We start from the raw sequence: 23,195 nt of genomic DNA on the forward strand, positions 1-23,195 counted from the left end.
ACCCGAGATTTTACCGGGCGAGCCGCATCCGGCCTTGATACAGGGCCAACACCCGGCCGATGCTCTCTTGTGCCCCGGGTGCGGCTGCTAGAGTTGCCCCCCATGCAAGGGCTGCACCTCACCGCCGATCTTCACGACTGCCAATGCGGTCTTCAATGGCTGACCGACGGGCGCGCGCTCGGCGAGGTCTGCGCCAAGGCCGTGGCCGCCGCGGGGCTGCAGGCCGTGGGCAAGTTGGTCCATGGGTTCCCGGCCACGCCGCAGGGGCCGGGCGGCGTGACGGCCACGCTGCTGCTGGCCGAGTCGCACCTGTGCATCCACACCTGGCCCGAGCAGCGCGGCGTGACGCTCGACGTGTACGTGTGCAACTTCGGCGCCGACCACTCGGCCAAGGCGCATGCGCTGATGGAATGCCTGGTGTCGCTGTTCCAGCCCTTGCACAGCGAGCGCAATCAATTGCAGCGAGGCCGTGTGGCCGGGTCGGTGCGGTGATGGCCGTGCGCGCGATGATCCTGGCCGCCGGCCGCGGCGAACGCATGCGGCCGCTGACTGATGCCACGCCCAAGCCCCTGCTCGAAGTGCGCGGCAAGCCGCTGATGCAGTGGCCGATGGAAGCGCTGGCCGATGGCGGCTTCACCGAGCTGGTGGTCAACACCGACTGGCTCGGCGCGCAGGTCGCCGCCCGGTTCGGCGCGCGCCCTTCGCTGGAAGGGCATGGCACGCTGTCCATTTCGTATTCCGACGAAGGCCGCGACTTCGGCGGCGCGCTCGAAACCGCCGGGGGCATCGTGCGCGCGCTGCCGCTCCTGGGTGATGTGTTCTGGGTAGCGGCGGGCGACGTGTTCGCGCCCGACTTCCGCTTCACCCAAGCCGCCGTCGAGCGCTTTCTCGCCAGCGGCAAGCTCGCCCACCTATGGCTGGTGCCGAACCCGGCGCACAACCTCAAGGGCGACTTCGGCCTCTCGGCCGAGGGGCTCGCGCTGAACCAGGCGGCCCAGACCTGCACCTTCTCGACCATCGCCCTGTACCGCGCCGCGTTCTTCGCGCCGCCGTACTGCGACCTTCCCGCCGGCAACCCGGCCGGCGTCAAGGCGCCGTTGGCGCCCATGCTGCGCGCAGCGATGAACGACCGGCAGGTGAGCGCCGAGCTCTACACCGGCGCCTGGACCGACGTCGGCACGCCGCAGCGCCTGCAGCAACTCAATGCCGGCGTGTCTCCGGCGCCGGCCGCATGACGACGCTCGCGCCGCTGCCCGACGCCCTGCGCCTGCTGCCGCAGCGCCTGCACGACCTGGCCCTGGAAGCGGCCGCCGAACGCAACGACGGCGCGCCCGAAGACCCGCTGACCGTGCCGCTGTACGACAGCGACTTCACGCGCCTGAGCCTCGCGCCCATGCGCCAGGGCTGGCATGTCGAATACTTCGGCGAAACCTGGGGCGACGCCTTCGACGAAACGCTCGCCTGCCTGAGCCGGCAGGACGTGGCCGACTGCATCACCTCGCTGTCGTTCAGCGGCACCGACAGCGGGGCCAACGGCACGCGCGAATGGATGTTCACGCCGCTGCTCGACAGCCCAGTCACGTTTCCCCGCCTGCGCTCGCTGTTCGTCAAGCCGACGCAGCCTGAAGACCACAACCAGTCGCTCGTCTGCAGGAGCGACGCCATCCTCGAAGAAGGCGGCGACATCGCGCGCTGGGTGCGCAAGACGCCGCACCTGAGCGAACTCACGGTGCCGAACCCGCCGAACGCCGACTTCTTCGCCGTGCCGCTGCCGCAACTGAGCTGCCTGAGCATCGGCGCCCATTTCGACACCCAGCAGTTCATCCGGAACCTCGCCGTGGCGCAGAACCTGCCGGGCCTCACGCTGCTGGACTTCGCCGAATCCACCGAGCAGCAGATGGTGTGGCCGGCCGACCGGGCAGCCGACAGCATCACGGCCTTCGAAGACTACGAAGCCTTGCTGCAAGGCCCCATCGGCGCGCAGCTGCGCGTGCTGAGGCTGCGCAACACCTGCCTCGACCTGGCCCAGCTGCAGCACCTGCAGGGTGTGCGACCGGGGCTGCAATTCATGGTCATCCAGTCAACGATCGGCGGGTACGTCAGCCACTTTGCGCAGGATGTGTTCCCATGGCGGCATCTGGTACCCGCGGACCCCGGACTTGCACCGTATCGAAAGTGAAACCCCATGCTCAATGACGCCACGATCTACGCCGAGCGCCGCGCGCGCCTCGCTTCGCAACTCGGCAAGGACGGCATCGCCATCGTCCCGACCGCGCCCGAGCGCCAGCGCAACCGCGACAGCGACTTCCTGTTCCGGCACGACAGCTACTTCTACTACCTGACCGGCTTCACCGAGCCCAACGCCTGGCTGGTGCTGGCGGGCGACGGCCGTGCCACGCTGTTCTGCGCGCCGAAAGACCTGGAGCGCGAGATCTGGGACGGCTACCGCCTCGGCCCCGACGCCGCCCCGGCCGCGCTGGGCGTGGACGAGGCCTTCTCGGTCACCGACCTCGACGCCAGGCTGCCGAAGCTGCTGGAAAACCGCTCGACCGTGTGGTTCCCCTTCGCCACCCACAAGGGCCTGGAAACCCGCATCGACGGCTGGCTGCAGTCGGTGCGCGCGCGCGTTCGCTACGGCGCGCTGTGCCCCGAGGAGCAGCGCGACCTGTGCGGCCCGCTCGACGAGATGCGCCTGGTCAAGGACGCGCACGAGCAGGACATCATGCGCCGCGCCGCGCAGATCAGCGCCCGCGCCCACATCCGCGCGATGCAGCTGTCGGCCCGCATGCTGCGCGAAGGCAAGGACGTGCGCGAGTACCACCTCGACGCCGAGTTGCTGCACGAGTTCCGCCTGGGCGGCTCGCAGTACCCGGCCTACGGCTCCATCGTGGCCGCCGGCGCCAATGCCTGCGTGCTGCACTACCGCGCCGACGCCGCGCCCGTGCGCAAGGGCGAACTGGTGCTGATCGACGCCGGCTGCGAGCTCGACGGCTACGCCAGCGACATCACGCGCACCTTCCCGGCCGACGGCAAATTCAGCGGCCCGCAGCGCGCGCTGTACGACCTCGTGCTGGCCAGCCAGGACGCCTCGGCCGCCGCCACCAAGGCCGGCAACCGCTTCAACGACCCGCACGACGCCGCCGTGAAGGTGCTGGCGCAGGGCATGCTCGACCTGGGCCTGCTCGACGGCAACAAGGTCGGCAGCGTCGACGACGTGATCGACTCGCGCGCCTACTTCCAGTTCTACATGCACCGCACCGGCCACTGGCTGGGCATGGACGTGCACGACTGCGGCAGCTACGTCGAGCCCACGCAGGTCGGCGAAGTCAGCGAGCGCAAGGACCCGCTGTCGAACGAGGTCATCAAGAACCGCCCCAGCCGCATCCTGCACCCGGGCATGGTGCTGACGCTGGAACCCGGCATCTACGTGCGCCCCGGCGAGGGCGTGCCCGAGCAGTTCCACCACATCGGCATCCGCATCGAGGACGACGCGATCGTCACCGCCACGGGCTGTGAGCTGATTTCGCGCGGCGTGCCGGTGAAGGCGGACGAGATCGAGGCGCTGATGCGGGGGTGAGTCAGGCGGGCAGCGCGCAGAACAGCGCCTGTCCGATCGCCAGCACCGCCGCGCCCGCGGCGATGCGGGGAAAGCGCTGCGGCACCCCACTCAGCAGCCCGACCGTCGCCAGCGCGCCCGCGGTGAGCGCCCCCAGCCAGAGCACCCATCCCACCGAAGCGCCCGCGGCCTCCAGGCTCGCGACGAGCGACAGGACCAGCAGCGCCGTGCCGCCCAGCTGCAGCCAGCGGCGCCAGGCACCGGGTGTGCGGCCGCGGCCGTAGACGTCCTCGCAATGGCGGTCCATCGCCAGGCTCAGCGCGCAGAAGCCGGCCAGCGAGGCCGCGAACACCAATCCCAGCAGCATCAAGATCCTTGTCCTGCAGCAGCCGAGGCTGCGAGCTCTGCCGGTGGCGGCGGCTTGACGGCCTTCTTGGGCGCGGCCACAGCCTTGCGGCGCTTGCGCTCCACCAGCCAGGTCGCACCCGCGAGCCCCAGGCCGAGCGCGATGGCCACGAGGTCGAAGCCCGCCACTGCACTCGGGCCCGCGCGCAGGCTGGTGGTCAGCGGCGCGGGCCCGGTCAGCGCATTCAGCACCGGCAGCAGCGCGAACAACAGCGCGCCGAGCGCGAGCTGCGCCTGCCACATGCGCAGGGTCGGACGCAGCAGGCCGAGCACGGCGGCGGCGCCCCAGACGATGAAGAACCAGCGGATCTCGACGTCGTTGCGACTGGCCACCTCGACCGGCAGCAGGCGGTTGGCCCAGAAGAACGCGGCCATGGCCACGGGCAGGCCCGCGATCGCGCCGAGGTTCAGCCCGTCGACCAGCCGCAGCCCGAAGCCGATGCGGCCTCCCTGCTTGAGGGTCTTGGCGTATTTCTGACGCTCCTTCACGGCCCACAGCAGCAGGCCGGTCGCGACCATCAGGCAGCCCGCGAGGCCCGAGACGAAGAACAGCGCACGCAGCAGCGGATCGGCGAAGCGGCCGATGTGCAGGCCGTAGAGCACGCCGCGCGTCTCGGCCGCGGCCTTCGGCACATCGCCGAAGGTGCCGATGAGTGCGCCGGTCGTGCCGTTGAACTGCATCGTGGGCTGGTCGTACGACAGGTGCCGGCCCTCGGCCCGCGTGAGCGAGACCACGGCGTTGGCGTCGTTGGGCTGGTGCACCACGATGCGGCCGACGGGCGCGCCGTCCCAGTGGGCCGTGGCCTGCGCCACCATGGGCGCGAGCGGCGCGAGTGCGGCCTTCGTGCCCGAGGCCTTGATCTGCGTGCGCACGCCGCCCGGGAAGGCTTCGGCGAAGAAGGTGTCGGTGCCGCCATGCGCCTTGTAGGCCACCTGCGGGCCCCACGGCATGTACATGAACATCAGCGTGACCAGCCCGGTGTAGGTGATCATGGCGTGGTACGGCAGCGCCAGCACCGCGGTGACGTTGTGCGCGTCGAGCCAGCTGCGCTGGCCCTTCTTCGGGCGGAAGGTGAAGAAGTCCTTGAAGATGCGCTTGTGCGTGACGATGCCGCTGACGATCGCCACCAGCATGAACATCGCGCAGAAGCCGACGATCCAGCGCGCCCACAGCGCGGGCATGTAGTGCAGGTCGAAATGCAGGCGGTAGAAGAACTCGCCGCCGCGCGTCTCGCGCGGCGCGGTGATCGCCTGGCCCGTGGCCGGGTCGAGCGTGGCGCGATCGAAGCTGCGGCGCCGCTCCACAGGCGGTGAACCGGCCGGCGGCGGTGGCTTGAGCCACAGGAGGCTGACCGCCGGCTCGCGCGCGGTCGGCAGCGTGATGAACCAGCGCGCCGCATTGCCCGCGTTGCGCTCCAGGTAGGCCACCGCGTTCTCGGCCGCGACCGGCTGGGCCACGGTGCCGTGCGACACGGCGTGCAACTCCGGCTTCATCCAGAAGGTGATCTCGTCCTTGAAGTACGAGGCCGTGCCGGCCGCGAACACCATGAAGAGCACCCAGCCGACCAAGAGGCCCGACCAGGTGTGCAGCCAGGCCATCGACTGGCGGAATCCTTCCTTCATGCGGCACCTCCGCCGCCCTGGGTCCACAGCAGCAACAGCAGGCCCTGCAGCGCCGCCGCGATGGCCAGGCCGATCCAGGCGCGCCACGCCGAGCGCGCCGCGAAGACCCACATCACGGCCACGGCGTAGACGAGGAAGGAGGCCAGCGTGCCGGTCAGCGCGGCTTCGCTGCGCGCCATGTCGAAGAGGGCGGGCAGGCCGAGCGCGAGCACGGCGGCCGACAGCGCGGCGACGCCGTAGCCGCCCGCGATGGCGGCGACGGCCCGCGACGCCACGCCCATCCGGTAGCGGACGCCGGCGCTCACGACGGGCGCCGGACGACGTGCGAGGTCGTTCGGAAATTCATGGGACAGAGGGGGAGGGAAAACCTGGAGAATGAGAATCATACTCATCTTCTAGGGTTTCTCGCTCGCCGCCCATCCCGCGAGCGGGGCCTTGAAACGCGACGGACGCCTTGTTCCGACGCCTTACTTCGCCTGCAGCAACGCGCCGGCTTCGAGCAGCACCAGCTCGTTGTCGTCGGCCTTGTTGGGCTCGCGGCTGGACGAGAAGGGCAGGTTGTTGTCGTTGCCGACCACGATGTGCGTGGCATCGACCACGTCGACGTTCTCGATCGTGAAGAACGGGAACTTGAGCACGCCGTCGTTCAGCGGCTTGCGCGCCAGCTTGTTCGGGTCGGCGATGTTCAGCAGGTCGATGTAGCCGATCTTGCGCGCCGCGCCGCCCACGTTCGCATCGCTCAGCTCGACCTTGTAGACGCGCTTGAACTTCGCGATGTCGTGGAAGCAGTCGGTGCGCTTCTGGCCTTCGGGGCAGGCCTTGTCGCTCGTGCCTTCGCCGTTGTCGCGCTCGATGATGAGGCCGGTGGTGCCGTCGATCATGTTGAAGTCGCCGATGGCGTGGCCGTTGGCCTCCAGCACATACTTCCAGTGGCGGCCCGTCCATTTCTCGGAGGCCACGTCGAACTCCAGGACGCGCAGCGCTTCCTTGCCGTCGAGCTTCTCGTAGTCCTTCGTCTCGGCGTTCCACACTGGGCCTTCGAGCAGCGCATAGAGCTTGCTGCCGTCCTTCGACGAAGCCATGCCCTCGAAGCCCTTGGAACGCTTGATCTGGAAATCGACCGCGCCACCCGGTGCGCCCGGCGTGGTCACGGCCGGATGATCGGGCGAGCGCACGGCCTTGCCGTCCACCTGCGTGTCGAACACCGCGAGCACCTTGCCCTTGAGGTCGGCCTTGATGAGGAAGGGGCCGAACTCTTCGCCGATCCACAGCGCGCCGCCGGCGAACTGGAAGCTCTCGGGGTCGAAGTCCGACCCCGTCAGATAGCGCTGCTTCGTGCCTTCGTGGACGATGCGAAACGGCACCTTCTTGTCCGGGTCGTGCAGGAAGATCGTGTTCAGGCGGTTGAACTTGCCGCTCTTGAAGTCCACCTTGTAGTGGTTCAGGTAGAGCATGAAGTCGGGCGAGTTGGCCTTCGCGCCGGCGCCGTTGTCGGTGAGGATCCAGAAGGTGCCGTCGTCCATCTTCTTGATACCCGAGTGTCCCTGCAGCGGCTGGCCCTTGAAGGGCACCGACACGCCGGTGCCGCGCCCGCCCGACAGCCCCTCGACCGTGCCCAGCGCCTCGACGCGCTTGCCCGTCGTGAACTTGCCGCTGGCCTGCAGGTCGGCCGGCGCATCCTTGGGCGCGGCAACGAAGCTCTGCGCGGGCAGCACGGCGTGGCCGGCGAGCGTGGCGGGGAAGGCGGTCTGGGCGGCCGCGCTGCCGCAGGCGAGCGCAGCGGCAAGGGCGATGAAAGAGAGGGAAGCGAGACGCGTCATGGGCAAGAAGAAAGGTTTCAGTCGAAACGCGAGACCATGCCGATTTCGCGTGACGTCCCCATGACATCCACCGGGCTCAGGGTGCGATGTCGACCGTCACCTCGCGCGACTCCGCGCGCCCTTGATCGTCCACCGCGCGCAGCACGTAACGCCGTCCCGTCTCCGCCATGTCGGGCATCCAGGTGATGCCTTCGCCGGGCGCGGCGCGGCCGATCAATGCGTCGTCGGCGAACCAGTAGATCGTCTGCGTGCCCGCCGCCGCTTCGGCGCGCAGCACCAGCGGCTCCGGCTTCTTCACGCGCAGCGTGTGCCGCACGCCGCGCAGGGGCGAGGTGATGAGCGGCGCGGTCTCCGAAGCCTCGCCTTTCTCGCAGCCATCGGACGGCAGGCTCGCGCGCGGCAGGCCGGCCTGGCGGAACAGCCGGCGCATGTCGCTGCCCCATTGCTCGACCACCTGCTGGCGCGCGTTGGGCTGCGGGCCGCACACCACCTTGCCCGTCGTCTCGTCGACCCACACGGCGCGGTGCAGGTTGCTGACCTGGATCGGCGACTTGCCGGCGATGAACCAGGTGGTGGTGCGCACCGGGCAAAGCGCATCGGGCAGCCCGCCTGTCGCCGTGCACACCTCGACCTGCCGCAGGTCGGGCGGCTGCCGCGTCGCGACCTCGCCAGGGTCGAGCCGCTCGGCACGCAGCGCATCGACCATGCGCAGGAACAAGGGCGCCGCTGCATCCACGCCCACCAGCGCGGGGTTGCTCGTGCCGTCGAAGTTGCCGACCCACACCACGAGCACATGGCGGCCGAAGACGCCGGCGGTCCATGCGTCGCGAAAGCCCCACGACGTGCCCGTCTTCCATGCGATGGCGGGGCGCGCGGGCAAGGTGGTGTCGGGGCGTGGCGTGTGGCGCAGCATGTCGAGCGTGATGAACGAGGCTTCTTCGCTCAGCAGGCGCAGCGGCTGTGTCGGCCGCTCGTCGGGCGCGGGCTGCGTGTAGCGCAGCGGCTGCGAGATGCCGCCGTTGGCCAGCGTGGCGTAGAGGCTGGCAAGTTCCTCAGGCGTGACCTCACCACCGCCGAGCACCAGCGCCAGGCCGTAGTGCGATTCGCTCTGCAGCTTCTGCACGCCGGCGAGTCGCATGAAGTCGTAGAGCCCCGGCTTCGACAGCTTCGCGGCCACGGCCACCGCGGGGATGTTGCGGCTGCGGATCAGCGCCTCCTGCGCGGGCAGCGGGCCGGCAAAACGATGGTCGAAGTTCTCGGGCGTATAGGGGCCGAAGGAGGTCGGCGCGTCCTTCAGCATGGTCTTCGGATGCAGCAGCCCCTGGTCGAGCGCTAGCGCGTAGATGAAGGGCTTGAGCGTGGAGCCCGGCGAGCGCTTGGCCTGCGTGCCGTTGACCTGGCCCGCGATGGCGTCGTTGTGCCAGTCGGCCGAGCCGATCAGCGCGCGCACCTGCATGGTCGAGGCGTCGAGCAGCAGCGCGCTCGCGTTGGTCATGCCCACGTCGGCGTGCGTGCGCAGGTACTGGCCCATCACGCGTTCGAGCGTGGCCTGCATGCGCAGGTCGATGGTGGTGCGCACCTCTTGCACGCCGCGCTCTTGCGCCAGCAGCATGTCAGTGGCGTGTGGCGCGAGAAAGGGGAGGCTGCCGCGCGACTGCGCCGAGAGCGCGAGCTGCGCGTCGGGCGCGTGCTGCTTCGCCGTCGGATCGCGCTCGGCCCACAGGGCCCACAACCGTTCGCGCGCCGCTTGCAGCTCGGCATTGCGGCCGCGCTCGGCAATGCGCTTGACGGGGTTCTGCGGAATCACCGCGAGCGTCAGCGCTTCGGGCAGGCTGAGCTTGGCGGCATCCTTGCGGAAGTAGATGAGGCTCGCAGCCTGCACGCCTTCGATGTTGCCACCGTAAGGGGCGGTGTTGAGGTACGCCTCGAGGATCTCGCGCTTGCCGAAGCGCGCCTCCAGCCAGAGCGCCGCGCCGATCTGCGCGATCTTGCCCATGGGTGTGCGGCTGTCGATGCCGTAGACGCGCCGCGCGAGCTGCATCGTGAGCGTGGAGCCGCCCTGCCGGCGTTCGCCGCTCGCAATGCGCCACGCGCTGCGCACCAGCGCGGCGGGGTTGACGCCGGGGTGGGCGTAGAAGCGGCGGTCTTCGTACAGCAGCACGGCATCGACCAGCGTGGGCGAGATGCGGTCCAGCGGCACCCAGAGGCGGTACTGCTCGTCGCCCGCGAGCGTGAGGCGCAGCAGCTCGCCGCCCTGCGCATACACGGCGCGCGAGCTGCCGACGGTTTCGCTGAGCGGGGCGTGGGGCCACCAGCGCAGCAGCGCAAGCAGGAAGGCAACCCCCAGCGCCCACAGTGCGGGCTTGCGAAGCCTTCCCAACTTCACGCTGAAGCGCATGACGGCCTCGCTGCCCTGCGTCAGTTCGCGACGACCTGGAAGCGCGCACCGGCCGAGCGCGAGAACACGCGCCGGTCGTACATCGCCTCGCCGTACGCGGCCGGCACCACGAAGTCGCCCACGTTGGTCGCGCGCGCCTTGTAGGTCACTTCGAGCAGGTCCTTGCCGACCGCGCCATAGAAGACCACGCGGTCTTCGCGGATGTCGGCGTACTGCACCTTCCACGAGCCACTGCCACCGAGGCGCTTCTTCCAGATTGGCGCATCGGCATTGGCTTCCTCGTCGTCGCCCACCGCCTGCAGCACCGGCTCCAGGCCGCCGGGCAGCAGGTCGACCAGCGCCACGTCGTTGATCTGCGCGCGCTCCAGGCTGCGCACGCGCACCCGCACCGTGACCTCTTCGCCGAGCTTGGCCTTGGTGATCGGATTGCCCTTGGCGTCGAGCACTTCATGGAAGATTTCGAGGCCCTGGTTCACCGGTGTGGCAGGCACGTTGCGTTCAAAGCCTTGCTCGGCCCAGCTGTAGTACAGGTTGAAGTCGCTGTCGTTCGACAGCTTGAGCTTGGCCGTCCCGGCAGGCACCGCGGCACGCGTGATCGGGTTCACCGCACCCAGCGCGAGCGCCGCGGCCTGGCCCTGCGCATTGACGGTCTGCGCCGTCAGCTTGCCTTCGACGTTCTGCCCCACCGCTTCGAAGTAGGCATCGACCGCAAGCAGCATCGAGGCCGACGACAGGCTGTTGTACCAACCGTCGCGCACCATCGCGCCCATGCCTTCCCACACCTCGGGCTTCAGCGCCTTCAGGCGCGCCGGGAAGTGACGGCCGACCAGGTGCAGCGTCATGCTGTCGTGCACCAGCGGGTCGTAGTAGGCGCCCCAGACATTGCGGCGCTGTTTCTTCTCGGTGCGCGCGAGCAGGTCGGACCACTCCGGGTTGAGCAGCTCGCTCGCCACCTGCTCCTGCTTCACGAGCTGGTAGCTCGCGGCGAGGTAGACGGCGCCCAGGTCGTCGCTCCAGCCCTGCGTCTGCCGTGTCTGCTGCGTGCGCCAGGCTTCGCGCAGGTTGGCCAGTGCGGCCGGCGCGATGATGCCCTGGCGGGTCAGCAGGTAGGCCGCCTGCGTGCGCTGGCGCCAGCCATCGAGCGAGGTGTTGCTGCTGCCCAGCCAGCCTTGCAGGTAGGTGTTGGCCTTCTGCAGCAGGTCCTGCGGCACGGGCAGCTTGTGGTCCTTGGCTTCGATCAGCAGATGCACCGCATACAGCGTGGCGAAGGCATCGGTGCCGGCGCCAGGCCACAGCGAGAAGCCGCCGTCGGCTGTCTGCCGCGCGCGCAGCTGCACGAGGTAGCGCTCGAAGGTCTTGCGCGCCTCGGGCAGCGGGCCCTGATCGGGCGTGCGGCCGCGTGCCATTTCCTTCACCAGCTCGGGGCGGCTCGACAGCAGCACGGCCGGGAAGGTCTGGCTCGTGATCTGCTCGGTGCAGCCGTGCGGGTAGGCCTCCAGGTACTGCATGAGGCCGGTGGCGAAGGCCCACGGCGCGGCCGACACCGCCACGTCGCTCTTGCGGAAGTTCGGGTACAGGTCGGCCTTGCTGCTCAGCTCGCCCGCACGCTGGAAGCTGCCGGCCTGCACCAGCGTGACGAAGGGCGATGCGGGCCGCACGCTCACTTCGGTCGACAGCCGCGCGCTGAAGGTCTTGTGCGCCGAGGTGAACACCAGCGCCGAAGACCCCAGCACCGCCTGCTCGCCCGGCTTGGCGCGCACGTTGAATTTGGTGCTCGCTTCGCCGCGTTCGTTGACCTTGAGCGTCTGCGTCGCATCGCCCACCACCTCGAGCCCGCCCGAGGCGGTGAGCGTGAGCGCGATGGGTGCTTCCTTGCCCGAGCCGACGATGTTGTTCGCCAGGCCCACGCCCACTTCGACGGTGTCGCCGGGCGCCATCGCGAGCGGTGCATTCGGCAGGATCACCATGTCGCCGCGCACCACGGTCCGGGTGCTCTTGGCGGCGGTGGTCTCGTCGTTCACGGCCACGGCCATCACGCGCAGGCTGCCGTTGAAGCTCTCGGGCACGGTGTAGCTGAACTCGCGGCTGCCGTTCACGTCGACCAGCCCCGACCAGTAGGCCACCGGCTTGTCGCGCTTGCGCTTGAACGGGTTCAGGTGCTTGCCGAGTTCGCCTTCGCCGTCGCCGCCGGGGGCTGCGCCCTGCATGAGCTTCTTGAACTCCGGCAGGATCAGGTCGAGCGTCTGCAGCGTGCCGACTTCGAGCGCGCGCTTCTGGAAGAAGTGCTTGAGCGGATCGGGCGTCTTGTAGCGCGCCACCTGCAGGATGCCTTCGTCCACCGCGAACAGTACGGCGCGCGTGGGCTTGTCGCTGGTGAGCTTCATCTTCACGATCTGCCCCGGCTTCACCAGTTCGCTGCTGGTGAGCTGCAGGTTGGCGGTGCGCTTGGCCAGGCTGGTGGCGAAGGGGATGACGCCGTACGACAGCGGGCTCATGTAGACCTCGTCCGAGGCCGGGTCGCGCACGAAGTGCACGTTGATGTAGCCCGTGCCCTCGAAGTCCTTGGGCAACGTGATCTTCTGCACCGAGGCGGTCTTGTCGGTCTTGAACCAAGCGTGGGCGTAGACCTTGTCACGCTCGATGGTGATGAGGCCCGCGCCCACGTACGGCGCGCGGATGCTCACCTCGATCTCCTGGCCCGGCTCGTAGTCCTTGCGGTCGAGCGTGAGCTGGAGCTCGGCGTTGCGGTCCAGCGAGCGCGAGACGTTGGCATTGCCCGCCACGCTGTACTCCACGCGGTTGAGCTCCAGCCCGCCCGCATTGCGCACCACGTAGGCGAAGTTGCCGGGCGCGGAGGTGTTCAGTGCCATGGTGTTGCCGGCCGTGACGATGGCCAGCGGCTTCTCGTCGATCACGATTTCCTTCTTGCGCGATTCGTAGCGGTACAGGCCGTTGTCCTGCTTCACGAGCACCGACAGCACCTTGCGCTCCACGCGCTCGATCTTCAGGTCGGCCACGGCCGTCTTCTTCGCCTGCGGGTCGATGGCGATCACGGTGGCGTTGCGCGCGGCGCCCTTGCTCACGTAGCTGGTGTCGCCGTCGACCTTCACGCCCACGAGATAGGGCATGTCGCTCACCAGCGTCTGCGTCTCGGCCGAGACGCTGCGCCCGCCCTCGGGCTCGAAGGCCTTGGCGAGCACGTGCACCTGGTAGGTGGCGGCATCGAAGCGCGACAGGCGCAGGTCGAACTCGGCCTTGCCCTCGGCGCTGGTCTGCACGCTGCCCAGGTCGTCGACCTGCTTGTCGGTGGCGCGCTGCGGATCGAAGAAGGCGTAGTCGGCAAACGCGCGGAACACGGGGAAGGCCGGGCTCAGCGTGAGCGTGCCTTCCACCTTGCGGTCGGGCGCGGGCGTGCCGAAGAGGTTCTGCACGTCGATGAGCGCCTTCAGGTCCTTGGGCTTGACCCAGCCTTCGGCCACTTCGCTGCTGAGCTTGGCGACGACCTTGGTGCGGTCGGGCAGGAACTCCTGCACCTTCACCGTGGTGCTGCCGATCAGCAGGCCCTGCACCTCGGGGTTGCCGGGCGAGGATTCGCGCGGCAGGTAGAGGTTGACGGTGTAGTTGCCGGTGGGCGAGGTGTCCTGCGTGGTGTGGGCGATTTCCGCCGCGCCACCGGGGCCGAGCTTGAGCTTCTCGCGGCGCACGCTCAGGCCGCGCGCATCGATGACCTCGGCTTCGAGCGGCAGGTCGCGCAGCGACGTGCCCCAGTTGCCGGCCTTGACCATCATCGCGATGTGCATGGTGTCGCCCGGGCGGTAGATGCCGCGGTCGCTGAACACATAGGCCGTCATCTGGTTCGGCACGCCGGCCGCACGCAGGCCGCCGACGTCGAAGCGCGAGATGTCCAGCGTGCGGTCGCTGCGGTTGAAGGGCAGGAAGCTCAGGTCGCCGTCCTTGCGCACCACCAGGACCACGGGCGCCTTTTCGCGCTGGTAGCCGGCGAGGTTGGGCAGCTTGGCGGCGCCGGTTGCATCAGTGGTCTGCGACGCGACGATCATGCCGTTGCGCCCCCAGACCTCGACCAGTGCATTGGCCACGGGCTGGCCGTTGGCGATGCTCTGCACGAACACGTCGCGCGTGCCGTCGAGCGACTTCTTGGCGACGATGCCCAGGTCGGTGACGAGCACCAGGCGCTGGTCCTTCTGGTCTTCGGGGTTGCCGCTCTCGGGGTCGCCTTCGCTCTCGTACTGCGGTTCTTCCTGTTGCTCTTCTTCGGGCTGTGCCTGTGCGGCATCGCCTTCGGCCTTCTTCTTGGCCTTGGGGTCGTAGCCCTGCACCTTGAGCAGGAACACGCCGCGGCGGTCGGCCACGTCGCTGCGCAGGTACTGCGCGAAGTCGACGGTTTCGTAGTGCGCCTTGCCGGCGGGAATGCTGAGCGGGATTTCCTTCTCGAAGCGATCGACGAGGTTGTCCGACTGCAGGCCGTTGTTGAACTGCGGATGCGCGAAGTCGCCGTTGCTCTGCGTGACCAGGTGCTGCAGCTGCTGCGGCAGCAGGCGGCCGATTTCCAGGCGGATGCCGGGCAGGTCGCGCACCAGGATCGGCAGCTTGCGCTCGCCCGACAACGCGAGCAGCGAACCCTGGCTCATGATGGTGAGCTCGGGCGCGAAGGTCTTGAGCAGCTTCACGTCCTGGCGCGCCGCGCCGAGCTGGTAGCCACCGGGCGTCTTCAGGCCCTTGGCCACGCGCACCAGCAGGTAGCGGCCGCCTTCGGCCTGCGGCAGGCGGAAGCTGACCATCTCGGTCACTTCGCGCTCGCTGGCGATGGGCTGCAGGTTGATCTTCTTCGCGCGGCGCAACACGGCGTCGGTGACCTTGGACGGGTCGGCGGACCAGTCGAACTTGTCCTCCGGGTCGCCCTTCGCTTCTTCGGTGACGGGCAGCAGCCACGCTTGCACCACCCGCGCCATCTCGCGCTCGTGCACAGGCATCGAGGCGCTGATGTGCATCACATGTTCCGGCTCGCCGTTCTCGCCCGTCACGATGGTCGGGTCGACGCTGGAGATGTCGAGGCTGAAGAGCCCGGGGATGTCGACCGCGCGCGAGAGGTCGTTGCGCAGGCCCGGGCCGCCCTTCTGCGCGACCGCACCGGAGGTGAGGCTGAGCACCACGGGGCGCGTCTTCTCGGGGATGGGCAGGGGCTCCGATTGCAGCGTGGCGGTGAGGCGCAGCTTGTCGTAGCTGACGGTGAACTTCTCGCTCGCGCACTTGCCCACGCTGAAGAAGGAGGTGCTGCAGGCCTGGTCATAGGTCAGCACCAGGCGCTTCTCGAACTCGGCGGTGTTCACAGGGTGCGAGAAGCGCACCTGGAAGAGGGCGCGGCGCACATTGGCCTGCACCGGGTCCTGATAGAACTCCGCGCCCGCGATGCGTGCGTTGAACTCGGGCGAGATGAAGTCGTACTTGCGCTTTTCGATCTCGATGTGCGGCGCCAGCGCTTCCTGCGCGAGCTGCACCTTGTAGAGCTGGCCCACCGGCCAGTCCTGTGCGGGCAGGAATTCGAGCTTCTTCTGGCTGCTCCACGTCCAGCGCCCGGCAATGGCGGGTTCGATGGAAACGCCGGTCGCCTCCTGGCCGATGCGCGCAATCGGCGCAACCGAAGCCGAGAAGTTGATGACGAGCGGGTTCGGCCCCTTGTCGTTCTCGATCTGCGTGCGGGGCGGTGCCACGATCTGCGCGGTGGAAACGACGGGCTCGACGCGATCGGGCGTGAGGCCGTGCCACCACTTCAGCACATGCGGGCTGGCGAACCAGCCGGCCACCGCCAGCAGCGCGAGCACCACCACCCAGGTCAGCCGCTGCTGCAGCCACTGCAATCCGAAAAGAAGAAATGCGCCCACGATGCGCAACCACCCCGGGGGTCGCCAGGAACCGATGAGCCCGCGTGCCAGCGGACGCAGGAAGCCGAGCGCGCGGCCCAGCCCGGTGAAGAGCACGTCGCTGAACGACGCGAGTTTTCGATTGGCGACTTGAAGCATGGAGGCTCCCCCTTGTGTTTCTTGTGAGCGCGTTGCAGTCTGTCCGCGATCTGTGAACCCTTGGCGCTGTGTGTGAAGTCTGCGTGAAAACCGCACAGGCCCGCGCCGCAGCCCGATTCAATCCATCCGTCAGAACGAAAGCTGGGGCTTGTTCACCATCAGCCAGAACACGACGGCCATCGCCACGAAGGCCGGATAGCCGAGCAGTTCCCACCAGCGCTGGTAGCGCAGATACAGCGCCGGCAGCGGCATCGCGTCGCGGTGCGCCTGCGCCGCAAGCGCCGCCATGCGGATCTGCAGCCACACCACCGGCAGCCAGCACAGGCCCGCGAGCGCAAAGAGCCCCAGCGACAGCGCGAGCCACGGCGTCGACAGCGGCCAGCCCGCCATGTGGGCCAGCGCGAAACCGGTGACCGGCTGCAGGATGACGGTGGGCGTGGTGAACCACCAGTCGGCCCGCACCACCAGCCGGCTCACCACCGCCTGCGCCGGCACGCTGCCGCTGCGGTTGGCAAAGAACATGTAGAACGCCGACCCCAGCCCCGTGCCGACCATCAGCACGCTGGAGACGATGTGCAACCACTTGAGGACGAGATAGGTGTTCATGGCGTGGCGCGCCGGTACAGATGCCAGAGCAGCGCGGCGATGGGCAGGTTCTTGAGCAGCGGACCGAGCGGATGCAGCCACAGACTCGGCTGCAGCACCGTCGCCACGAGCGTCATGGCGAGCATCAGGGCGAAGGCGGCGAGGTAGACGGTGCGCCCGGGCCGCAGCCACAGGGCCAGGCCGATCGCAAGATCAGCCACCGCGCCACCGACGATCAACGACTGCACCAACCAGGGCGGCGAAGCGATGCCAGCTTCGGCCAGCACGCGGCGGCTCTGGCCGTCGAGTTCGACGATGCTGGCGAAGGCGGTGAACAGCCAGACGGCGACGAGGCTGAAGCGAAGCAGACGATCGTCGTCGGCAGGGCGTGTCATGGCGTGGACGGCGCCTCGTCGACCACGTCCGTCACCATGCCCCAGCGCACGAACTCGGGGTCGAACTCGGACAGCGTGAGCAGGCCCGCGCAGGCATGCGCGCCCGCTGGCAACGCATCGCCGCGCGCCAGCCGGCGGGCCAGCAGGATGGCGGCCATGCAGGGAATCTCGGGGCCGTGGTTGTCGTCAGCGGCGATGTGCCAGGCACGGCGCGCAACGGCACCGTGCGCATCGGTGCCCTCGACACGCACCACCATGCCACCCAGCGCGGTGCCGAACGCGTCGAACACGCCACCCGTCGCATGCAACAGCGGCGCCAGCTTCTGCGGCGCGCGCAGCAGGCCTGTGCGACGCAGGAAGGCCAGGAAGGCGAAGGCCTGCTGGGTCAGGCCGACTTCGAGCGCGGCGCGGAACATGACCGACTGCACGCCGGCGTAGCGCGCGGGAAAGAGTTCGAGATCGGGGATGTCGCACAGCGCACCGCGGCGCGGCTTCATGCGTGCGAACTGCACCTTCGCGGGACGGGCCCAGCCGGGTTGCTCGGTCCACGCGCCGTCCTGCCAGACGCGGATCGGCGCGCCGCAGTAGGCGAGCACGCCCGCGAGCGTGGCTTCGCCGCGCGGCGCGCCCTGTGCGGGGGCGATGCAGATGTCGATGCTGCGGAGGGCCTGCCAGCCGTCGGCGAGGTGATCGATCACCGCCGACGACAGTGCCGGCACCGTGCTGGCACCGGTCACGGCGGTGCGGCCCGCCGTGCGGAAGGCGGTGTCCATCGCGGCGGGAAAGTCGCAGACGAAACGGCGGCCGTCGGCCAGGTCGATGTAGTGCGCGCCGGCGGCGGCCACAGCCTGCGGCACGCGGTAGTCCTGGCCCTGGAACGGGCCTGCGGTGTGGATGACCAGGTCGACCCCCAGGAATCCGAGGCCTTGCGCGAGATCGGGCGACTGCGCGTCGACGCGAACACCGCGCGCGCCACCCCCCAGCGAATGCGCGAAGGCCGTGGCCCGTTCGAGGTCGCGCCCGCCGACCCACAGTTCGATGTTCGCGTCCTGCGACAGCGCGCGGCTGATGCGTGCGCCGAAATTGCCGTAGCCGCCGAGCACCAGCGTCTTCATGCGAGGCTCGCCCCTGCGATGTGGCCGCGCGTGAAGGCTTCCTCGAAGATCGAATAGCCCGACCAGTCCGCATGCGCGAACGACAGCCGGCCCGCGGCCACGCGGTCGCCGTGCGCGCCGATCTGCGCGAGCAGCCCCGGCCGCGGGATCGACATGGCGTGTCCGTAGCGCGTGATCTCGATGCGCGTGGCGAGCGCGGGCAGGTCGGGGTGCGGCACCGACAGCTCGGCCAGCAGCTCGTCGCGCCAGGCGGTCCACGGGCGCTCGAGCAGCAGTTGCCGGCCATCGCCCGTGTCGTAGCTGCTCGGGCCCAGCGGGCGATACCAGCTGAGCACGGTGCCGCGCGGCGTGGGGTCGAGCGTCTGGTGGCGCGCATCGACGTACCCGAGGCCGCGCGTGCCGTAGATCACGTTGTCCCAGCTCGGCGCGGCACCGACGCGGTCGGCCAGTGGACCGCGCAGTTGCACGTTGGCGACCAGCCAGGGGGCGTAGCGCACGTGCGCGGCGGCGCTGGTCAAGAGCGGCGGCGGGTTCTCGACCACGCGCGCGGCGATGAAGACGGGCAGCGCGACGATGCAGCGCTCGGCCTGCCAGCGCACCAGCGATTTCGAGGCGGCATCCCACGCATCGACCTCGACACCGCCGCGCCCTTCGGCGATGCGGGTGACGACCTGGCCGGTGTGCAGGCGCTCGCCCAGCGGCGCGGCCAGCTGCTTCGTGAGCCAGCCGTTGCCTTCGGGCCAGGTGAGCACGCCGTCGCGATCGGGGTTGCTGTCATTGACACTGCCGCTCGCATCGCCGGGCGCATGGAAGCCGTGCCGGCTCGCAAAGTAGTGGATGCCGGCCCAGGCCGACACCTGCGCGATGCCGGCGCCGTAGTCGTCGCGGCAGCAGTAGTCGAGGTACCAGCGCAGGTGCGCGTCGTCGAAGCCTTCGCGGTCGAGCCAGCCCGCGAAGGGCACGGCGTCGAGCGCGAGCAGTTCGGGCGTGACGGCGAAGCGCAGCGTGGGAATGGCGAAGTGCGCGGCGTGCTGCAGCGCGTCGATGCGCTGCGCGAAGCGGCGGTACTGCGCGAGCGTGCCATCGCCCACGTCATGCACGGGCAGCAGCCCGTCCTGCCACTCGCCGCGGAAGAACAAGCGCTCCTGCGGGCTGTGGCAGAGGTGACGCTCGTCGTAGGTCCAGCGGCCGGCCACGCGGCGGCGCAGACCAAGTTCTTCGAGCAGGTCCTGCACCTCGTGCGCGTCGTCGCCGGGCGTGGGCAGGTAGTGCGCGCCGAGCGGGCAGGCGATGCCGCCCACCGAGCCGCCGCGCGCGTTGCCGCCGGCGGTGTCTTCCAGTTCGAGCAGCGCGAAGTCGTCGATGCCTGCCAGGCGCAGCGCGCGCGCAGCCGCAAGACCGGCGACGCCACCGCCCGCGATGACCACACGTGTGCGCCTGACGCTCGCCGGCGCCTGTGACCTGAGCGCGCCATCGCGCATCGCGTGGCCGCGTGCAACATCGACGCCGGTAAAGCCGCCTTCGATGGGCTGTGGCGGTGCCTCGCAGCCGGCCAGCGCCAGGGCGCCCGCCGCACCCGCAGCGGCCCCAAGAAAACCACGACGCCTCATGGCACCCGCATCCTTCGAGGAACACCGCGGAACCGGCTTTGCCGGGCCGCAGGTGTTGCCCCCGGCAGGGGGTTGGCGAAGCGACACGAAGTGCGCGCAGCCTGGGGGCGAGCCATATCAGTGAGCCATGACCTTGCCCCACTCCTGTTCGTAGGTGGTGACCAAGGTCTGGTTCGACAGGCGATTCACTTCGGTCGGCACGCGCGCCATGTCGAGCGGAAAGTCGAACATCAGCGGCAGCGTCGAAGCGGTCAGGAAGCGCATGCCGCCCGGCAGTGCGTCAGGCAGTCGGTAGGGCCGGCGGCTCGCGATGATGTAGCCCCATTCGCCGAAGCTCGGCACGTGCGCGTGGTACGGCGTGGCCTTCAGGCCGACCGACTCGATGGTGGTGGCGACAGTCCAGTAGCTCTTGCGCGCCACAAGCGGCGAGGTGGTCTGGATCACCGCGTAGCCGCTGGCCGACAGGCGCCGGTCGAGCAGGGCGTAGAAGCTGTTGGTGTAGAGCTTGCCGATGGCGAAGTTGGTGGGGTCCGGAAAGTCGACCACGATGACGTCGAAAGTTTCGTCGGCCCCCACGCTCCCCGCTGCGCGTGGTTCGCTGCCCCCCGAGGGGGCGCTCGCGCCTTGGGGCGGCCCGGCGGCGCTCGAACCGCCCTCCTGCAGCCACTTGAACGCATCGGTATTGACCACCTTCACCTTCGGCGACGAGAGCGCGTGTCCGTTGAGCGCGGCCAGCGTCTCGTGCGTCGTGAAAAGCTGGGTCATGTTCGGATCGAGCTCCACCAGCGTGATCGATTCGACCGAGGGGTACTTGAGGATCTCGCGCACCGCCATGCCATCACCGCCGCCGAGCACGGCGACTTTCTTGGGCGCGCCGTGCGCGGCCATCACGGGATGCACCAGCGCCTCGTGGTAGCGGTACTCGTCGCGCTCGGCGAACTGCAGGTTGCCGTTGAGGAACAGCCGATGGCCCAGCGCGCCGCGCGTGACCACGATGCGCTGGTAGGGCGAACTGGCGCTGAAGACGATGTGGTCCTGGTAGAACTTGTCTTCCGCCAGCGTGGTGATGTGGTCGGCGCCCCAGAAGGCGCCGATGAGCACGGCCAGCGTGAGAAAGCAGGCCACCGCATGCGCGCCGGCGCGGCGCAGCTCATGACGGAAGAGCCACAGCGCCCACACGGCCACCGCGGCGTTCATCACGCCGAACAGCAGGCCGGTACGGATCATGCCGAGCTGCGGCACGAGGATCAGGGGGAACGCGACCGACACCGCGAGCGCGCCCAGGTAGTCGAAGGTCAGCACCTGCGACACGAGGTCCTTGAGCACGATGTTGCGCTTGAGGATGCGCATCACGAGCGGAATCTCGAGCCCGACCAGCGTGCCGACCACGATCACGAGCCCATAGAGCAGCAGCCGGAACGCGCCCGGTACGTAAGCGTTGGCCAGGAACAGGATCGCCGGCAGCGCGCCGCCGATCAGCGCGACGAGCAGTTCGATGCGAAGGAAGTGCGCCGGCAGCTGCCGATCGAAGTAGCGCGAGAGCCATGAGCCCACGCCCATGGCGAACAGGTAGGTGCCGATGATGGTGCTGAACTGCAGCACCGAGTCGCCGAGCAGGTAGGAGCTCAGCGCGGCCGCGCTCAGTTCATAGACCAGGCCGCACGCGGCGACCACGAACACGCTGGCGAGCAGCGCGATTTCGACGGGTTGCGGCCCCCGCACCTGCGGGGTGCGCGCGGGCAGGGCCGCGTCGCTCAATGGATTGCAGCGGCCACGATGACGCTGATGCCGAGGCTCATGGCGGCCACGACCAAAGCGAGCGCCATGTTCTGCTTCTCGACGATCTCGCCCCACAGGTCATAGGGGGTGATCTTGTCGATGATCAAAAAGCAGACCCAGAAGACCACCACGCCGATCAGCGCATACACGAGCGATCCGAGGACCACGCCCGGTTTCAGCCATTCAATTCCCATGGGGACCTCCAGTCGTAGCAATAAAGAGAGAAGTGCGAGAGAAGCGCCTGCGCGCGATCTTCGTCATTTGTGGCCGCCGCCGCTCGAGTAGCCGCCGTACGAACCGCCCGAGCTGCGATAGCCGCTCGAGGAACCGCTGCTGCAGGTGCTCAGCATGAGCATGACGAAGATGATGATCACGATGACGATGATGATCGTGCCGCAGCCCATGCCCGAGGCGGCGCTCACCGGCAGCGCGTCGGAGCGCTCGAACATGTCCTTCTTGGCGTCGAGCTTGAAGGCTGTGGCCACCACGCCACTGTCGATCTTGCTGCCCGAGGACCAGGTCAGTTCGTTGGCCGAGCGCTCCATGGAAAGCAGCGCACCGCCGCTGGCGAAGTCCCGGTTGAAGGTCTTCTGCCCGCGCTCGACCTGCCAGTAGAACTCGCCCGCCACGTAGGTGGTCTCGGCGTTGTAGGCGTACTGCTGCTGGTAGCGTTTGTTGAGGTAAGTGGCGGTGCTGCCGTTCTCGGCCATCACGGGCGCGCCGGTGGTCGGCTTGACCATGCTCCAGCCGTCCTCGGCATCGACCAGGAAGCTGAAGCCACGCTTCTTGTTGTACAGCAGGTACTCGTCCCAGCCGAACTGCTCGTCGTCGCCGGGCTCCTGACCCATGCGGTGCTGGAAGCCCACGACCTGCCACTGCGCGCCCTGCAGCTGGCCCACGGTGCCCAGCGCGATGAGCGGGCGCACCGGCTCGTCCTGCTCGGCGTGCTTCAGCTCGCCGCCGATGCCTTGCGACAGGTCGATGATGCTGTGGCACGAGCCGCAGGTGATGCTCTTGCTGTCGGCCAGGTTGACCGTGACGGGCGAGCCGCAGTTCGGGCAATTGAAGCCGCGCCCCTTTTCGTCCTTCGCGGATTCCGCGCGCAGGCCGGTGAGCTGCAGGTCGTCCAGCTGCACCGAACGGCCGAGGTAGGCGCTGGGCTTGGCGGTGCCGTAGTCGATGCTGAGCACCAGCCCCTTGTCGTTGCGCAGCTCGACCATCGCGAACGGCTTGCCGAGCTCGGGCAGGTGCGGCAGTTCGCCCTGCGCGGAGGTCAGCGCCACCTGCTCGTTGGACGCGACGGTGTAGCTCTGGCCGGCGAACGCGGTGGTGGCGCCTACGCGCAGGTCGACTGGCGGCGGCGCGGTGCGCTGCAGGTCGAAGGGCAGCGCGAAGACGTACGCGCCGTTGTCCTCGCTGAGGACGCCGGTGCGATCACCATCCAGCGCGGCGATCCACTCGGTCCAGCGCCCGCCGGGGTAGGTGTATTGCAGCCGGCCGATCAGCGTGAAAGGCTTGTCCTGGATGCGGCCCGAGGCAAAAAGCTGCAGCGGACTGAAATCGTCGAACAGCTCGGCCATCTTGCCGGTGCGCGCGAGCGTCTCGCCCTGGCGCACGACGGTGCTCTGGCAGTAGGGACAGACCGCGTGCGTCGATTGCGCCGAGCGGAATTCGACCGGCGCGCCGCAGCCGGGGCAGGGCGCGCGGTAGTAGCGTTGGTTGCCGGTTTCCTCAGCCATGACAGCTCAGGAAATCAAAGGCAATAACCACGGATGCAGCTGCGGGAAACACCACGGAACCGGCTTCGCCGGGCCGTAGGTGTTGCCCCCTGCAAGGGGGGAGGAGAAGCGACACGAAGTGCGCGAAGCCTG

17 protein-coding genes are annotated in these 23,195 nt (G+C 68.9%); 4 read left to right on the forward strand and 13 right to left on the reverse strand.

The window, feature by feature from the left end; genetic code table 11:
* The first annotated feature begins 102 nt into the window (after window positions 1–102).
* From D3H34_RS26005 to D3H34_RS26020, 4 genes are read left to right on the forward strand one after another with little or no spacing between them, the layout of a single operon-like run.
* The gene (locus D3H34_RS26005) at window positions 103–492 is read left to right on the forward strand and encodes an S-adenosylmethionine decarboxylase family protein (RefSeq protein WP_119557153.1); all 390 of its coding nucleotides are present in this window, start codon (window positions 103–105) and stop codon (window positions 490–492) included.
* Window positions 493–506: 14 nt separating this feature from the next.
* A complete protein-coding gene (locus tag D3H34_RS26010) occupies window positions 507–1,235 on the forward strand; it encodes a nucleotidyltransferase family protein (protein ID WP_119557219.1) in 729 nt (242 codons plus the stop codon).
* Complete coding sequence (locus D3H34_RS26015; RefSeq protein WP_119557155.1) at window positions 1,232–2,179, forward strand: hypothetical protein; 948 nt, start codon at window positions 1,232–1,234, stop codon at window positions 2,177–2,179. The genes D3H34_RS26010 and D3H34_RS26015 overlap by 4 nt, the downstream gene beginning before the upstream one ends.
* 6 nt (window positions 2,180–2,185) lie before the next feature.
* A complete protein-coding gene (locus D3H34_RS26020; RefSeq protein WP_119557157.1) occupies window positions 2,186–3,577 on the forward strand; it encodes an aminopeptidase P N-terminal domain-containing protein in 1,392 nt (463 codons plus the stop codon).
* A gap of 1 nt (window position 3,578) precedes the next feature.
* On the opposite strand, the gene D3H34_RS26025 is transcribed toward D3H34_RS26020, so the two are convergent.
* The 13 genes from D3H34_RS26025 to D3H34_RS26085 form a co-directional block, all read right to left on the reverse strand.
* Window positions 3,579–3,923 (reverse strand): DUF3325 domain-containing protein, encoded by a 345-nt coding sequence (locus D3H34_RS26025; protein ID WP_119557158.1) that lies wholly within the window; start codon window positions 3,921–3,923, stop codon window positions 3,579–3,581.
* Window positions 3,923–5,584, reverse strand: a complete 1,662-nt coding sequence (locus tag D3H34_RS26030) for a PepSY-associated TM helix domain-containing protein (protein ID WP_119557160.1) — start codon at window positions 5,582–5,584, stop codon at window positions 3,923–3,925. Before D3H34_RS26030 ends, D3H34_RS26025 begins: the two co-directional genes overlap by 1 nt.
* Window positions 5,581–5,889, reverse strand: coding sequence for a DUF3649 domain-containing protein (locus D3H34_RS26035; RefSeq protein ID WP_434057714.1), 309 nt, complete (start codon window positions 5,887–5,889; stop codon window positions 5,581–5,583). Before D3H34_RS26035 ends, D3H34_RS26030 begins: the two co-directional genes overlap by 4 nt.
* A 162-nt stretch (window positions 5,890–6,051) precedes the next feature.
* Window positions 6,052–7,404: an esterase-like activity of phytase family protein gene (locus tag D3H34_RS26040; protein ID WP_119557162.1), complete on the reverse strand. Its 1,353-nt coding sequence runs from the start codon at window positions 7,402–7,404 to the stop codon at window positions 6,052–6,054.
* A 76-nt stretch (window positions 7,405–7,480) separates the two neighbouring features.
* Window positions 7,481–9,802 carry a penicillin-binding protein 1C gene (pbpC, locus tag D3H34_RS26045; RefSeq protein WP_167481278.1) on the reverse strand — a complete coding sequence of 774 codons (2,322 nt, stop codon included), beginning with the start codon at window positions 9,800–9,802 and terminating at the stop codon, window positions 7,481–7,483.
* A 20-nt stretch (window positions 9,803–9,822) separates the two neighbouring features.
* Window positions 9,823–15,840 (reverse strand): alpha-2-macroglobulin family protein, encoded by a 6,018-nt coding sequence (locus tag D3H34_RS26050; RefSeq protein WP_119557165.1) that lies wholly within the window; start codon window positions 15,838–15,840, stop codon window positions 9,823–9,825.
* Window positions 15,841–15,969: 129 nt separating this feature from the next.
* Window positions 15,970–16,446: a DUF2269 family protein gene (locus D3H34_RS26055; RefSeq protein ID WP_119557167.1), complete on the reverse strand. Its 477-nt coding sequence runs from the start codon at window positions 16,444–16,446 to the stop codon at window positions 15,970–15,972.
* Entirely contained in the window at window positions 16,443–16,820 is a 378-nt protein-coding gene (locus D3H34_RS26060) for a DoxX-like family protein (RefSeq protein WP_119557169.1), read from the reverse strand. Before D3H34_RS26060 ends, D3H34_RS26055 begins: the two co-directional genes overlap by 4 nt.
* Entirely contained in the window at window positions 16,817–17,935 is a 1,119-nt protein-coding gene (locus D3H34_RS26065; protein WP_119557171.1) for a saccharopine dehydrogenase family protein, read from the reverse strand. The genes D3H34_RS26060 and D3H34_RS26065 overlap by 4 nt, the downstream gene beginning before the upstream one ends.
* The gene (locus D3H34_RS26070; protein WP_119557173.1) at window positions 17,932–19,545 is read right to left on the reverse strand and encodes an FAD-dependent oxidoreductase; all 1,614 of its coding nucleotides are present in this window, start codon (window positions 19,543–19,545) and stop codon (window positions 17,932–17,934) included. Before D3H34_RS26070 ends, D3H34_RS26065 begins: the two co-directional genes overlap by 4 nt.
* A 117-nt stretch (window positions 19,546–19,662) precedes the next feature.
* On the reverse strand, window positions 19,663–21,303 hold the full coding sequence (locus tag D3H34_RS26075; protein WP_205736812.1) for a polyamine aminopropyltransferase: 1,641 nt from the start codon (window positions 21,301–21,303) through the stop codon (window positions 19,663–19,665).
* Window positions 21,300–21,518, reverse strand: a complete 219-nt coding sequence (locus tag D3H34_RS26080) for a DUF350 domain-containing protein (RefSeq protein ID WP_119557175.1) — start codon at window positions 21,516–21,518, stop codon at window positions 21,300–21,302. Before D3H34_RS26080 ends, D3H34_RS26075 begins: the two co-directional genes overlap by 4 nt.
* Before the next feature lie 63 nt (window positions 21,519–21,581).
* Window positions 21,582–23,063 (reverse strand): DUF4178 domain-containing protein, encoded by a 1,482-nt coding sequence (locus tag D3H34_RS26085; RefSeq protein ID WP_119557177.1) that lies wholly within the window; start codon window positions 23,061–23,063, stop codon window positions 21,582–21,584.
* Window positions 23,064–23,195: the final 132 nt, after the last annotated feature.

This window comes from Acidovorax cavernicola (assembly GCF_003581445.1).

Coding starts and splice junctions, on each gene's coding strand:
- D3H34_RS26010 (WP_119557219.1), top strand. CDS start 507: ATGATCCTGGCCGCCGGCCGCGGCGAACGCATGCGGCCGCTGACTGAT.
- D3H34_RS26005 (WP_119557153.1), top strand. CDS start 103: ATGCAAGGGCTGCACCTCACCGCCGATCTTCACGACTGCCAATGCGGT.
- D3H34_RS26015 (WP_119557155.1), top strand. CDS start 1,232: ATGACGACGCTCGCGCCGCTGCCCGACGCCCTGCGCCTGCTGCCGCAG.
- D3H34_RS26025 (WP_119557158.1), bottom strand. CDS start 3,923: ATGCTGCTGGGATTGGTGTTCGCGGCCTCGCTGGCCGGCTTCTGCGCG.
- pbpC (WP_167481278.1), bottom strand. CDS start 9,802: ATGCGCTTCAGCGTGAAGTTGGGAAGGCTTCGCAAGCCCGCACTGTGG.
- D3H34_RS26030 (WP_119557160.1), bottom strand. CDS start 5,584: ATGAAGGAAGGATTCCGCCAGTCGATGGCCTGGCTGCACACCTGGTCG.
- D3H34_RS26020 (WP_119557157.1), top strand. CDS start 2,186: ATGCTCAATGACGCCACGATCTACGCCGAGCGCCGCGCGCGCCTCGCT.
- D3H34_RS26070 (WP_119557173.1), bottom strand. CDS start 19,545: ATGAGGCGTCGTGGTTTTCTTGGGGCCGCTGCGGGTGCGGCGGGCGCC.
- D3H34_RS26085 (WP_119557177.1), bottom strand. CDS start 23,063: ATGGCTGAGGAAACCGGCAACCAACGCTACTACCGCGCGCCCTGCCCC.
- D3H34_RS26065 (WP_119557171.1), bottom strand. CDS start 17,935: ATGAAGACGCTGGTGCTCGGCGGCTACGGCAATTTCGGCGCACGCATC.
- D3H34_RS26050 (WP_119557165.1), bottom strand. CDS start 15,840: ATGCTTCAAGTCGCCAATCGAAAACTCGCGTCGTTCAGCGACGTGCTC.
- D3H34_RS26055 (WP_119557167.1), bottom strand. CDS start 16,446: ATGAACACCTATCTCGTCCTCAAGTGGTTGCACATCGTCTCCAGCGTG.
- D3H34_RS26060 (WP_119557169.1), bottom strand. CDS start 16,820: ATGACACGCCCTGCCGACGACGATCGTCTGCTTCGCTTCAGCCTCGTC.
- D3H34_RS26040 (WP_119557162.1), bottom strand. CDS start 7,404: ATGACGCGTCTCGCTTCCCTCTCTTTCATCGCCCTTGCCGCTGCGCTC.
- D3H34_RS26080 (WP_119557175.1), bottom strand. CDS start 21,518: ATGGGAATTGAATGGCTGAAACCGGGCGTGGTCCTCGGATCGCTCGTG.